The sequence below is a fragment of the Sulfurospirillum diekertiae genome (genome assembly GCF_002162315.1).
Lineage (GTDB): Bacteria > Campylobacterota > Campylobacteria > Campylobacterales > Sulfurospirillaceae > Sulfurospirillum.
Map to the genome: position 1 here is coordinate 499,752 of NZ_CP021416.1, position 13,145 is coordinate 512,896.

At 37.1% G+C, this 13,145-nt stretch carries 13 protein-coding genes; 8 read left to right on the forward strand and 5 right to left on the reverse strand.

Annotation, left to right across the window (positions count from 1 at the left end):
• Positions 1 to 36: 36 nt before the first annotated feature.
• From tatA to Sdiek1_RS02595, 3 genes are read left to right on the forward strand one after another with little or no spacing between them, the layout of a single operon-like run.
• A complete protein-coding gene (gene tatA / locus Sdiek1_RS02585; RefSeq protein WP_087437765.1) occupies positions 37 to 321 on the forward strand; it encodes a twin-arginine translocase TatA/TatE family subunit in 285 nt (94 codons plus the stop codon).
• The gene (argS, locus tag Sdiek1_RS02590; protein WP_087437766.1) at positions 293 to 1,879 is read left to right on the forward strand and encodes an arginine--tRNA ligase; all 1,587 of its coding nucleotides are present in this window, start codon (positions 293 to 295) and stop codon (positions 1,877 to 1,879) included. The genes tatA and argS overlap by 29 nt, the downstream gene beginning before the upstream one ends.
• Positions 1,880 to 1,888: 9 nt before the next feature.
• On the forward strand, positions 1,889 to 2,725 hold the full coding sequence (locus Sdiek1_RS02595; protein WP_087437767.1) for a DNA/RNA non-specific endonuclease: 837 nt from the start codon (positions 1,889 to 1,891) through the stop codon (positions 2,723 to 2,725).
• 18 nt (positions 2,726 to 2,743) lie between these two features.
• Here Sdiek1_RS02595 and Sdiek1_RS02600 read toward each other — a convergent pair whose 3' ends face one another.
• The 5 genes from Sdiek1_RS02600 to nadD all read right to left on the reverse strand — a co-directional run bounded on the left by Sdiek1_RS02600 (position 2,744) and on the right by nadD (position 8,086).
• The gene (locus tag Sdiek1_RS02600; protein WP_087437768.1) at positions 2,744 to 4,651 is read right to left on the reverse strand and encodes an EAL domain-containing protein; all 1,908 of its coding nucleotides are present in this window, start codon (positions 4,649 to 4,651) and stop codon (positions 2,744 to 2,746) included.
• 1 nt (position 4,652) lies between these two features.
• On the reverse strand, positions 4,653 to 5,108 hold the full coding sequence (locus Sdiek1_RS02605; protein ID WP_087437769.1) for a hypothetical protein: 456 nt from the start codon (positions 5,106 to 5,108) through the stop codon (positions 4,653 to 4,655).
• Positions 5,108 to 6,004, reverse strand: a complete 897-nt coding sequence (locus tag Sdiek1_RS15075; protein WP_238099255.1) for a TonB-dependent receptor domain-containing protein — start codon at positions 6,002 to 6,004, stop codon at positions 5,108 to 5,110. The genes Sdiek1_RS02605 and Sdiek1_RS15075 overlap by 1 nt, the downstream gene beginning before the upstream one ends.
• Before the next feature lie 57 nt (positions 6,005 to 6,061).
• Positions 6,062 to 7,015, reverse strand: coding sequence for a TonB-dependent receptor (locus Sdiek1_RS15080; RefSeq protein WP_238099111.1), 954 nt, complete (start codon positions 7,013 to 7,015; stop codon positions 6,062 to 6,064).
• Positions 7,016 to 7,204: 189 nt separating this feature from the next.
• The gene (gene nadD, locus Sdiek1_RS02615) at positions 7,205 to 8,086 is read right to left on the reverse strand and encodes a nicotinate (nicotinamide) nucleotide adenylyltransferase (RefSeq protein WP_087437770.1); all 882 of its coding nucleotides are present in this window, start codon (positions 8,084 to 8,086) and stop codon (positions 7,205 to 7,207) included.
• A 112-nt stretch (positions 8,087 to 8,198) separates the two neighbouring features.
• Here nadD and gap point away from each other — a divergent pair, with 112 nt between their 5' ends.
• The 5 genes from gap to Sdiek1_RS02640 are packed head-to-tail and all read left to right on the forward strand — an operon-like array spanning position 8,199 to position 12,937.
• Complete coding sequence (gap, locus tag Sdiek1_RS02620; protein WP_087437771.1) at positions 8,199 to 9,200, forward strand: type I glyceraldehyde-3-phosphate dehydrogenase; 1,002 nt, start codon at positions 8,199 to 8,201, stop codon at positions 9,198 to 9,200.
• Positions 9,201 to 9,211: 11 nt separating this feature from the next.
• On the forward strand, positions 9,212 to 10,411 hold the full coding sequence (locus Sdiek1_RS02625; RefSeq protein WP_087437772.1) for a phosphoglycerate kinase: 1,200 nt from the start codon (positions 9,212 to 9,214) through the stop codon (positions 10,409 to 10,411).
• 2 nt (positions 10,412 to 10,413) lie between these two features.
• On the forward strand, positions 10,414 to 11,127 hold the full coding sequence (locus Sdiek1_RS02630; RefSeq protein ID WP_087437773.1) for a triose-phosphate isomerase: 714 nt from the start codon (positions 10,414 to 10,416) through the stop codon (positions 11,125 to 11,127).
• A gap of 13 nt (positions 11,128 to 11,140) precedes the next feature.
• Positions 11,141 to 11,962, forward strand: coding sequence for an enoyl-ACP reductase FabI (fabI, locus tag Sdiek1_RS02635; protein ID WP_087437774.1), 822 nt, complete (start codon positions 11,141 to 11,143; stop codon positions 11,960 to 11,962).
• 9 nt (positions 11,963 to 11,971) lie between these two features.
• Positions 11,972 to 12,937, forward strand: coding sequence for an ABC transporter permease (locus Sdiek1_RS02640; protein WP_087437775.1), 966 nt, complete (start codon positions 11,972 to 11,974; stop codon positions 12,935 to 12,937).
• Positions 12,938 to 13,145: the final 208 nt, after the last annotated feature.

Sequence of the window (13,145 nt, forward strand, 5' to 3'; positions counted from 1 at the left end):
AATAAATATAAAGTTTATAAGGACAAAGGAGAGAGTATGGGTTCATTTAGTATTTCACATTGGTTAGTGATTTTGGCAGTCGTTGTTTTATTATTTGGTGCTAAGAAAATACCAGAGCTAGCTAAAGGTGTAGGTCAAGGTATCAAGGATTTTAAGAAAGCCATTAAAGAAGATGAAGAAGCTAAAACGACCGTTGATAAAGTGGAAGTAAAACCAGAAGCTGGTGCTACTCCAACGGCTACAACAACAGCCGCACCAGCAGATGAAAAAAAAGTCTGTATAAGGTTATCTATTGAAAAAATCGGTTATTCGTGCTATTAAAGAGACATTGCAAAGAGAGTTTGTTTTAGAAAAACCTACCAATCTTTCTTTTGGTCATTATGCAACTCCCATCGCTTTTTCTCTTGCTAAAGAGTTAAAAAAATCGCCTATTGCTATTGCTGAAGAGATTTGTAAAAAGTTTACCATTGGAGAAATTTTTCAAGAAGTTACTCCGATTAAAGGTTATATCAATTTTAAACTCAGTGAGAGTTTCTTAGACCAATATGCGACATGGGCCATTCAAAATGAGGCACTTTTTGGATCTGATGAGCAAAATGAATCTATTTTATTAGAATATGTGAGTGCAAATCCTACGGGACCTTTACATATTGGTCATGCAAGAGGTGCTGTTATTGGTGATGCACTGGCTCGTATTGGAAAGCACTTAGGGTATAAAATTACCACAGAATACTATGTCAATGATGCAGGTAATCAGGTTGATCTTTTAGGTCTTTCTCTTTATCTCTCCGGACGCGAGCATATTCTAGGTTTTCCAGTAGAGTGGCCAGAAGAGTTTTATCGAGGTGAATATATTATTGACCTCGCCCACGTTGCTTCTGCGGAATTGGGGAATGCTATTTTTGAAGATGAGTCCAATATTCCATTGCTTTCTATTTGGGGTAAAGATAAGATGCTAGAACTTATCAAGTCCAATCTTGCCGATGTTGGTATTGAATTTGAACAATTCGTCAGTGAAAAGTCGCTTTATAACAAGTGGGACGAAAGCTTTGCAAAACTTCAAAAAAGTGATAAAACCTATACTGAAGGTGGTAAAGTTTGGATTCGCTCTACTGAACTTGGAGATGAAAAAGATCGTGTAGTTGTCAGAGAAGATGGCAGACCAACCTATTTAGCGGGTGACATTATTTACCATGACAATAAGTTTCAACGAGGGTATGATAGCTATATCAATATCTGGGGTGCTGATCACCATGGGTATATTACCCGCGTGAAAGCTGCTATTCATTTTTTAGGCTATGATGAGCAAAAACTTGAAGTAATTTTAGCACAAATGGTTTCGCTTTTAAAAGGCGGTGAACCGTATAAAATGAGCAAACGTGCAGGTAATTTTATCTTGATGAGCGATGTTGTGAGTGAAGTGGGAAGTGATGCTTTACGTTTTGTATTCCTCAGCAAAAAGTCAGATACTCATCTTGAATTTGATGTGGACGTCTTTAAACAAGAGGACAGCAATAACCCAATTTTTTACATCAATTATGCGCATGCGAGGATTAATCAGATTTTTGCAAAAGCTGGTAAAACACTTGCCGACGTGCAAAATGTTAAGCTTGAAAATTTAAGTGAAGAGGCTCAAAACCTTCTCTTTAGTGCACTGTTATTGCCAGAAGTTCTTGAAGATACCTTTAGTTCTCGCCAAGTACAAAAGCTGACAGAATATCTTAAGTCGCTTGCTGCTGCTTTACATAAATTTTACAATGAAAATCGTGTTGTAGGTAGTGAAGATGAAGAAAAATTTCTCAAACTCTTTGCTGTTGTAGGACTATCACTGCGTGTTGGGCTCAAACTTATAGGTATTAATGCGAAAGATAAAATGTAAAGTGTGATCGTGAATAGATCACACTTTATTGCTTCTATTATCTCTTTTTTAATTAAAAATCCCAAAGCTTTTCTTTTAGCACTTCTTTTAGGAGGGCTATCATACTCGTATGAGTTTTTTATTGCACGTGATACAATGGTCTTTCAAGGCGTACCAAAAGCAATAGAAAGCTCTTTAGAAACATACACGCGAATCTTTCGTAATCGAGCTTATATGGTAGGCTATTCTGACCTAAGAGGAAATCCCTTATGGGTCGTTTACAAGCTCACACCTCCTTTTCAAAATGTATCACCTCTCAAACGACCGGATAGTTTTAATGCGGATTGGCGTAATATGGGATTGATTACATCAAGCGATTATGTCAATAGTGGTTATGATAGAGGTCATATGGCTCCGAATCATGCAATTGCTCTTTTATATGGCAAAGAAGCGCAAGAAGAGACCTTTTTGATGACGAATATTACACCTCAAAAACCAATGCTAAATCAAAAACTCTGGCAACATCTTGAAGCGATAGAGTTAGAATCCTTTGCTCCAAAATTTAAAGAGCTTTGGGTTTATACGGGTCCTCTTTTTGATTTTAAAACCACACACTTAAAAAGTTCTCGTTTTATTGAAATCCCCGATGCCTTTTATAAAATCTATGTGGGGATAGAACAAAGTGGAGAGATCAAAACACTTTCGTTTATCATTCCTCAAAATGCAAAGGGAAATGATCGTTTGGAAAAGTATTTGGTGAGTATTGATGAAGTGGAACGCCGTAGTGGATTCGATTTTTTATATGAGTTGGATGATAAAATCGAAAATGTATTGGAAAAAAAGATTGATCAAAGTAGCTGGTTTTAATCTTTACATGTAAAGATATTAGGAGGCTATTGAAGGGGTTGGTTCAGCGAAAAAGAGACCTTGTGAATACTCAATTCCTAAAGATTTTATTTTGTCATAAATCATCTCATTGCTAACATACTCCGCAATAACTTTTATATGCGCTTCTTTGGCAAAAGAGACAATGTTTTTAACCAGTAAAAATGAGATTTTATCATCCAAAATCTTTTGAATGATAGTGCCATCAATTTTAATGAAGTCAGTTTTAATTTCTGTAAGATAGATAAAATTGGAGTAGCCACTGCCAAAATCATCAATCAAAATTCGATATCCCAATTTTTTGAGCATCAAAAGATTGTTTTTTGCATCATCTCGATGGGTTATCTCTTCGCTCTCTATGATTTCTAATCCCATTCTGTGAGCGATATTTTTTTGCTTTGCATAACTCTTTAAAAGAGTAAGGATTGCTTCATCAATAATATCATGAGGATTTAGATTGATATTAATAGCAATAGATGGTTTTTCGACTAACTGTTCATAACAAATTCGTAATACTTCTTTCGTAATGTTTCGTAGAACAAAAGTTCCTCTGATCGTTGGGAGAATTTTTTCAGGTAAGATAATGGAGCCATTTTTATCAATAATGCGAAGTAAAGCTTCATAGTGCGATAACTTTTGTGTTTGTGTGTCAACAATGGCTTGATAGTAGCAAAGGATTCTATTTTCTTCAATGGCTGCTTTTATTTCATTGAGTGATAGGCATAGATTTTGGGTATATTCATTTTCATCGTAAATATCGATCGTATTTCTACCTTTATTTTTAGCATTGTAGAGTGCTATATCGGCTAGCTTAAAGGCTTCAGAGAAGGTTCTTGATTTGTATGGTACTAAATTAACCCCAATAGAGACAGTGACTTTGATCGATTCATTGGAAGAAATATGAAATCTCGTTTCTTGAATTGTATGAGAAATCCTTTCAATAACATTCAGTGCGCCTAAGTGATCATCTCTACGCGTTTTGGCCAAAATTAAAAATTCTTCGCCCCCATAACGTATGACGATATCATCTTTATGGCGAATAGCGAGTAAGATTGTGTCGGCAACTTGTTTTAAAACTTTATCACCGGCATCATGCCCGTAAGTATCATTGACTTTTTTAAAGTAGTCAATATCCAAGGTTGCTAAAATATAGTCATTGAGATTAATGAAATCTTCATATTTTTGAAGATAATTTCGGTTGTATACATTGGTGAGTTTATCAATAAAAGCAGTTTTTTTAACGGCTCGAAATCGTACTGCTTGAATAATGACAAAGAACAAGATAATAAATATAACTGCCATAACTACGAAAATACCATTTTGTATCATATGAATGATTTGGTTAATTTCTTCAACTTTTTGGATGGAAAAATCAATGGCTAAAATAAGTTCGACATTGTTTTGATACATAATGGGAACAAGGTAGCTCATTGAGAGTTGTTGGAGCATTGAATGCCGTATAATCAAAGCTTTTTTCTGGGCATAAATATCAAGCCATTCGGGGCTATCAGCATCAAATTTTTGGTCGATAAATGCCTTATCCTCATGCTTAGAAGCATCTCCTAGAAATCTAAATACACCTCGGCTGTCTCTGTACAAAAGATAGGCATATTTTATATTGGGGGTGATTAAGGTTTTTAAGCTCTCCTCAATTTTATGTTGAAGCGCACTATTAAGTTTGATATCAGAAGTATAATCGGTACTCTCTTTTAAGAGAGATTGGATTGATGAAGCACTGTTATTGGTAATCGAAAATACGTCAGAAATTGAAATTTCAAATAGCTTTTTTTCAATGCTTTGTTCCAGATTGGCTGTTGAAAAAAGCACGAGTCCTAAAATGGTCGCAATAATAAACGTTGGAAAAATGAAATAGAATGGATATTTAAAAAAGAGCTTGTCGCTATCCATATTAGATTCCTTCTATAAATTGATTGAAGGTGGAAGGCAAGACAATAGCCTTCTTGTCAAGTCTATTTTTAATAAAAACAATATTAGGCCTACTCTTGTTCCAAAAAAGTGCTCCATAGTATTTGTCATCTGATAATAATTTACGATAGTTATTTGTAAAAAAGAGTCTTTTAGTATTGTCGCATAACGTCTCACGATCAACCGTTTTATTGACAAAAACAAAGTTTGATGTTTCACATTTTTGAGTGAGCGTAAAATATTGAGAATAGACTTTCTTCTCCATCTCTGACATATTTGGAATAAAAAGTTTGATCTCTTCATGAAGAGAGGATGTTGCAATTTCAGAGATGATTTTCGCCTCAAGTTCTATCTCTTTGCTGTAAGGTTGAACCAAAAAAGTATAGTTTTCTGCCGATAAAAGGCCAAAAAAAGTTAAAAGAAGGATGAGTCTTTTCATTAGAAAACCCACCTAAAGGAGAGAGTGACACTTCGATCATTGTCATCTAATGCAAAATTGGTTTTTCCAAAATTTTCTAAATACAGTGACTTTGTCGATTTATCTAAAATGTTGCTTGCTTTAATACTATAACTCAAATCTTTTGTGACATGATAGGTCGCACCAAGGCTCATATCAAAGCTATTGGGAATATCAAGATTAAGGTATTCATAGCCATTTCGATAGATCACTGAAGTGAAGTAATCAAACTTTTGATACCCACCCATAAATTTGATAAAACCGCCTTTGGTTGAGTTATTGACGGTCTCACTCAAATTGGAAGTATAGTAATTGAGTTTGATTTTGTCCCTATTGGAAAAGCTATACTCGTAGTCAAAGATGAGCCCATTTGTGGTGATAGTACGGTCAATATTGATAAATCCAACAGGAGTAAGATAGAGAAAATTATCCATATCAACATGATTGTAGTTAATGCCAAATTTGGAATCTCCTTCGGTATAAACCGCCTCGAGGGTATAGATATAATACTGCTGAGATTTGAGATTGGGTTTAGTTCTATCGGCATAATCGACATTGTAAAAAGATGGAGGAAGGGCTGTTTGGGTATAAAAACTTTTAAATCCCCAATTTTCGGTTGGGGTATAGATAGCGCCAACTCTTAAAAGCGTCTCTGTACTGTCTTGTAGGTAGGCATTACGATCATAGGAATCAAGTTTTGCATTAGCCACTAAAATAAGTGTATCGTTTAGTTTATAATTGTCTTGAAAGAGTATCGATGAAGTGGTCTCTTCATCAAAAGCGTTATAGTTTCCTACATTGCGTGTTTGATTCATGAAATTGGTGGTTTCACGGTTTTGCACATCATAGGTTTTGTTTTTAACATTGAGTGCTGCGATGAATGAATTGTCTTCAACATCAAATGATTTAGAAAGATAGGCATTGGTTTTGAAAAATCATAGATCTTCGTTAAAATTTTTAGGAATGGTTGCCCCAAGATTGGAGAAATTTAAAACAGGGATCAGTCCTATACCTTGCGCATTTGCTTCATCATAACTTCGATCATTCACATCGACAGAGAGGTTGGCTTTAAGCGACTTGTCGTCTAGAAAATAGTGTGTATAGTTAATGAAAAAATCTTTGGAGAGATTTTGTCCACTATCAGGTGTAGCATCAAGGGCGAGTCCCGCATAATTATTTTTAGAAACATCCGTATAGCCCATGTTGATTTTTGTCGTTTCATTGCTAACGTCGGCATAAAGATATTTCTTATCGCCATTGGTATTAAGTTTATGACCATCGTAAAGTGTTGTATATTTAATCTGTTCATGGTTGAGAAACATTAAATAAGACCAACCATTTTCCAAACTTGAAGAGTTGGTAAAACTTTCTGAATGAGAACCTTTTGTTGTGATCAATCCATTGAGTTCAGAGCCATTCTCTTTCAGCGCTGATTTGGTGTAAATACGTACAAAATAGATACCTGTTTCATTCCCAAAGGAAAAGGAGCTCTCACCATAGTAAATCTCAACGTGATCAACAAAATCTAAAGGTAAATCGCTCCAAGAGAGTGAAGTGGATTGATCGTAACCTGAACTGATCTCATGGTCATTAATGAAAAATCTAAAGAAGCCGCTGGTTGTTGTTTTGGAACCGATAAGAGAGTAATTGGTCAATCCAAATTGGTTGGTATTAACGTTAAGAAGAGGGAGTTCTTTTAAAATATCGTTGAGTTTAGTGTACTGCATCAATCGAATTTCTTTTTGCGAATAAATAACGACATGCCCAATTTTTTCATTGACGGTTTGCAATGAATTATCAGAAGTTGTTTTATATTCTTGAAGTAAAGAGTCGAGTGTGTCAGCTAAGAGTAGACCGACACTTAATGCAATCAATAAAATAATTTTCATCTGTTTATTCAGTGATTCCTTATATTTGATACTATATGCATATGGGAAATATTAGTATAGAGAAGAAGAGCTTAATACTATATTTTTATATCACAAAAAGATTACAAGGCGGAGGATTGTTTATTCTTATCGTTTGAGAGGCTGTGAAAATCGAATAGATTTAAATTACATGTAAAGAGAAGGCGTAGACTATTCTACGCTTCTTACTTTTTTCATCTCTTCTTCTCTTTCTTTGAGAAAGAGTTCTAAGTTATATTTGAGACGATACTGTGGTGTCATAAGATGAATGAGTACATCCCCCATATCAATCACCGTCCAGTTATCATCGGCATCAACATTTAAAAAGCTTTCACCTGCGCCTTTGAGCTCTGTTTTGAGATGATCTAAAAGTGAAAGCCCGTGTCGCTCACCCATTGTGGTTGCAATAACAACGGTGTTAACAAAATAATCTTTGCCACTCATATCAAATACTTGTATATCTTCTGCTTTTTTATCGCTCAGAGCAGTTACGATTCTTTCAATTCTATTATCCATTGGATTCCTTGTATAAAACGCTATCACTTCATTTTTGATGGCTTTTGGAATAAATCTTGGGTCCAAAAATGAGCGGAGCTTTGAAGAACTGATATTAACATTAATTGGTAAAATTTTCAAGTCTTTTGGGGGAGTAAACTCTCCTCTGGGTGCTACTACAAATTCAACAAGCTTACAAAGCTCATCATAGCGGTTCCATTTAGGAAGAGAGGAAAAACTATCACTTCCAACGAGTAAAAAGAGTTTTGCTTCTGGATACAAACTCTTTACATGTAAAACAGTTTCAATGGTAGGAACTTGCCTTTTTTGATCACATTCATAGGAAAAAATTTCGACCTTCTCCATACCTTCAAACATCTTAGCCAGCCATTTCTGGCGCATTGATGCGGGGGCGCAAAAGCTCTCTTTAAAAGGGCTGAGGTAAGTAGTCACGACTAAAAGCTTGTCAATATCAAGAATTTCAAGGGCTTTTTTAACAATGAGTTCGTGCCCAGAGTGAGGAGGATCGAAAGAACCTCCAAAAATAGCTATATTCAACTGTAAGACTCCATGTACTTTAAACTTTTTTATACATCATTTTTGCTAAAATAATTCGCTTTTCTAAAAGCGAGTATGGATTAAAACGACTATTATATCAAAAGGAATACCTATGGCACTCAAAATTGCTATAAATGGATTTGGTCGCATCGGAAGATGTGTTGCTAGAATTATTGATTCACGCGATGACGTTGAGCTTGTATGTGTGAATGACACAGCTGAACGTGCTACCACAAAACAACTACTTAAATACGATAGTGTCCATGGTGTTTTCCAAGGTCACGTTGAATTGCTTGAAAATGATTATATGCAAATAGGAAAATCAAACGTTAAAATGTTTTCAACCCGTGATGCCAAAGAGCTCAATTTCGCAGATTATGGCGTGGATGTCGTGCTTGAATGTACGGGGGCGCTTTTAACGCAAAAAGATATGCAGGTGTTTATTGACAATGGTGTCAAAAAAGTTGTTCTTTCTGCCCCTGCAAAAGATGATACACCAACCTTCGTTTTAGGTGTCAATGAACATACCTATGCAGGGCAAGCCATCGTCTCCAATGCTAGCTGTACAACTAACTGTTTAGGACCTGTAGCAAAAGTACTCGATGATGCGTTTGGTATTGACAAAGGTTTGATGACAACGGTTCACTCTTACACCAATGATCAAAATATTTTAGATGTGAAGCATCGTAAAAATGATTTACGTCGTGCACGCGCAGCGGCTGTGAATATGATCCCAACGAGTACGGGTGCTGCCAAAGCGATCGGCCTGGTTCTTCCGCACCTTAAAGGACGTTTACACGGACAAAGCGTACGTGTTCCAACGCCTAATGTCTCAATGGTTGACCTTAATGTTATCCTTAAGAAAGAGACAACCAAAGAAGAAATCAATGCGCTCTTTACTGAAAATGCTAATGGTAAACTAAAGGGTATTCTCGAAGTCGATGTTGAACAACGGGTTTCTCAAGATTTCGTGACTACTTCATGGAGTTCCATTGTTGCAGTCGATTTGACACAAGTTATTTGCGGCAATATGGTCAAAGTGATGGCATGGTATGACAATGAGTGGGGCTATTCGACACGTTTGATCGATATGGCAGTCCACGTAAGTAAATAAAAGGATAGGGAATGATTCGCTCCATTAGAGATTTGGATATTGAAGGTAAAAAAGTTTTTATTCGTTGTGATTTCAATGTGCCTTTAGATGAGTTCACCAATATTACGGACGATAGACGTGTACGTTCAGCGATTCCTACCATTCGTTACTGTTTAGATCATGGGTGCTCTATCATTTTGGCAAGTCACTTGGGACGTCCAAAAGGTGCTGTGGATGAGAAATATTCACTTGCTCCCGTCCAGATGAGGCTAAAACGTCTTTTAGACAAAGAGGTCGTTTTGGCGACCGATGTGATTGGTAAAGATGCAACGGAAAAAGCAGCGGCTTTACAACCGGGTGAAATTTTACTGTTAGAAAATCTTCGTTTCAGTAAAGGTGAAACTGCTAATGACGAAGAGTTTGCAAAAGCGCTGGCTGATATGGCAGAAGTGTACATCAACGATGCATTTGGTGTATGCCACCGTGCACATGCTTCCGTTGAAGCAATTACACACTATTTTAATGAAAAAAGTTCTGCAGCAGGATTTCTCCTTCAAAAAGAGGTTGAATTTTCTAAAAACCTTCTTCGCCGTCCAACACGCCCATTTGTAGCCGTTGTCGGTGGTAGTAAAGTCAGTGGTAAACTTCAAGCTCTGGTCAACTTACTCCCTCGTGTTGATAAACTTGTTATTGGTGGCGGTATGGCGTTTACCTTCTTAAAAGCGCAAGGGCTGGATATTGGTAATTCAATCGTTGAAGACGAATTACTTGATGAAGCAAACCGCGTTATGGAAGAGGCTAAACGTTTAGGGGTCAAAATTTACCTTCCCGTGGATGTTGTTGCCGCACAAACGTGCTCTCAAGATGCTACGATCAAGTTTGTGACGGTTCAAGAAATTCCAAAAGGTTGGATGGGCTTAGATATTGGGCCTGCAACATCTCGACTTTTTAGAGAGGCACTCGCGGATGCGCAAACGATTCTCTGGAATGGGCCAATGGGTGTTTTTGAGCTTGAAAAATTTTCCAAAGGTAGTTTTAAAATGTCCCATGTGATTGCAGAAGCTCACGCAACAACCGTTGTGGGTGGTGGCGATACTGCCGATGTGGTTGCCCGTGCAGGCGATGCTGATGAGATGACCTTCATCTCTACAGGGGGTGGCGCAAGTTTAGAGCTTATCGAAGGTAAAGAGCTTCCAGGTGTTAAAGTTTTAAGTAAAGATGAGACTGAGTAAGCATGATTATTGCTTCAAATTTCAAAACAAACTACACCAGAGGCGCTGCAAAGGCTTTTATCAAAGAGATTCAATCCTTTATTTCGCAAACAAACAGTGAACAACAGGTACGTATCTTTGCACCCTTTACTGCGCTTGATCATTTTGATGAAGTATCAAATCTCAAAGTTGGTGCACAAAACTTTTATCCGGTACAGAGTGGTTCTTATACGGGTGAAATTGGCTTTGAGCAGCTTGAAGAATTTGGTATTGATACGGTGCTTATTGGGCACAGTGAGAGACGTCATATTCTTAAAGAATCACAAAATTTTATCGCTACAAAATATGATTTTGCGAAGGCAAGAGAAGTAGAAATTATCTACTGCATTGGTGAGCCTGCTGAGATTCGTGTGCAAGGCATTGATGCTGTCATGAGTTATCTTTGGGAACAATTTGAAGGTATTGAAATTAACTATGACAAACTCATCATTGCGTACGAGCCTGTTTGGGCGATTGGTACAGGACTCACTGCTAGTTTAGAAGACATTGAAGAAGTTTTAACACGACTTCGTGAAAAACTCTGCACACCTCTGTTGTATGGGGGTAGTGTAAAAGTTGATAATATAGACGCTATTTTACATGTAAAGGCATGTGATGGTGTTTTAGTAGGAACAGCTAGTTGGAATGAAAAAGCATTTTGCGAGATGATTCGTATCGCAGATAACGTAACAAAATAAGAGGAGTTAGAGAATGATCATGAAAGGCAAAAAAGGTCTTATCGTAGGTATTGCCAATAATAAATCGATTGCATATGGGATTGCAAAAGCATGTAAAGAACAAGGTGCAGAGTTAGCATTTACGTATTTAAACGAGCAATTAGAAAAAAGAGTACGTCCTATCGCTGAGGAGTTTGGTTGTGACAAAGTGTATGAGCTTGACATCAATAACCCAGCTCATTTGGAAGCTTTAACAACTTCGTTGGAAAAAGATTTTGGAAAGATCGATTTTGTGGTTCACTCTGTTGCGTATGCTCCTAAAGAGGCCTTGACGGGTAGATTTGTCGATACTACTAAAGAAGCCTTTGATATTGCTCTTGGTACATCAGCCTATTCATTGGTTTCACTCTCACGTGCGTGTTTACCAGTGATGAACGATAATGGTTCTATTTTGACTTTAACATACTTGGGTGGACCTCGTTATGTCCCTCACTACAATGTAATGGGCGTTGCAAAAGCGGCATTAGAATCGTGCGTACGTTACCTTGCCGTTGATCTTGGACGTCGAGGAATTCGTGTGAATGCGATTAGTGCAGGTCCTATCAAAACATTGGCAGCCAGTGGTATTGGTGATTTTAGAATGATCCTTAATTGGAATGAAATTAATGCACCTCTTCGTAAAAATGTAACGACCGATGAAGTGGGTAACAGTGGTATGTATCTTTTAAGTGATCTCTCAAGCTGTGTGACCGGTGAAGTTCACTATGTCGATGCAGGGTATAGCATCATGGGTATGGGTATGGATGAAACTGATGCAGAAGGTCATACCGTACTAGCATGGGATAATCAAAAATAAGGTAAACGCATGAAATTAGTGCTGCAAAAACTTGGATATGTAGTACTAATGCTCTGCATTATCTCGTTGATCTCTTTTGGAGCAATTCATCTTGCTCCAAACTCTTTCTTTGCCAGTGGTGAGCTCAATCCTAACATCACACCTGAAGCATTAGAGCAACTCAAACATGTTTATGGGCTCGATCAATCTTTACCAGCACAATTTTTTGCATGGTTTAAAGCGATGCTCCAACTCGACTTTGGTATCTCGTTTGCTAGTGGTAAGGCTGTGCGCGATGAGATTCTAGAGAGACTTCCTATTACCCTTTTGATGAATGTTGTGAGTTTGATTTTTGTCTTTATACTGGCTTTGTATTGGGGTATAAAATCTGCTATGAAGCAATCAAGCTTGTATGATAAAAGCATCAAACAGTTTGCGCTCATTAGCTATGCCATGCCTTCTTTTTACCTCTCCCTTCTTTTGGTGATTGTATTTTCCGTTCAATGGAAATTCTTCCCCATTTCAGGACTACATTCGCAAGGTATCAATGGTAATAGCATGATTTATATACTTGATATGGCATGGCATCTTGTTTTACCTATCTTTGTAATGGTCTTTGGTGGGCTTGGTAGCTTGATTTTGTATGTGCGAAGTTTGACACTCAATATTTTGAAGAGTGATTATATCTTTTTTGCAAAAAGTAGAGGCATTGAAGGAAGAGCACTTTTAACACATTTTATTCTCCCCAATCTCTCTCCTCCGATTGTTACGATTCTAGGGCTTTCGCTTCCTGGGTTGATTGGTGGAAGTGTCATTTTAGAGTCTATTTTTGCGATTAACGGTATGGGACTCTTATTTTATCAAAGTGCATTAAGTAGGGATTACCCTGTGATTATGGGAATACTGATTATTTCATCTTTCTTGACTTTATTTGGCAATATGATTGCCGATTTGATTTTAACAAAACTCAATCCTCATTTTAAACGACGAGGATAAATAATTTTAAAAGGAGCCAACAATGAAAAATATTCTTTTAGTGCTAGTAACTGTTTTATTAATGAGTGGCTGTGCGACATGGGGTGGTATTAAAAAAAGATGCTAAAGATGGCGCCCAATGGACCAAAGAGAAGGTCAATCATGGTGCTGAATACGTGAAAGAAAAGACAGAGTAGGTTTACAAAAAAGGTTTACATGTAAAGCAAAA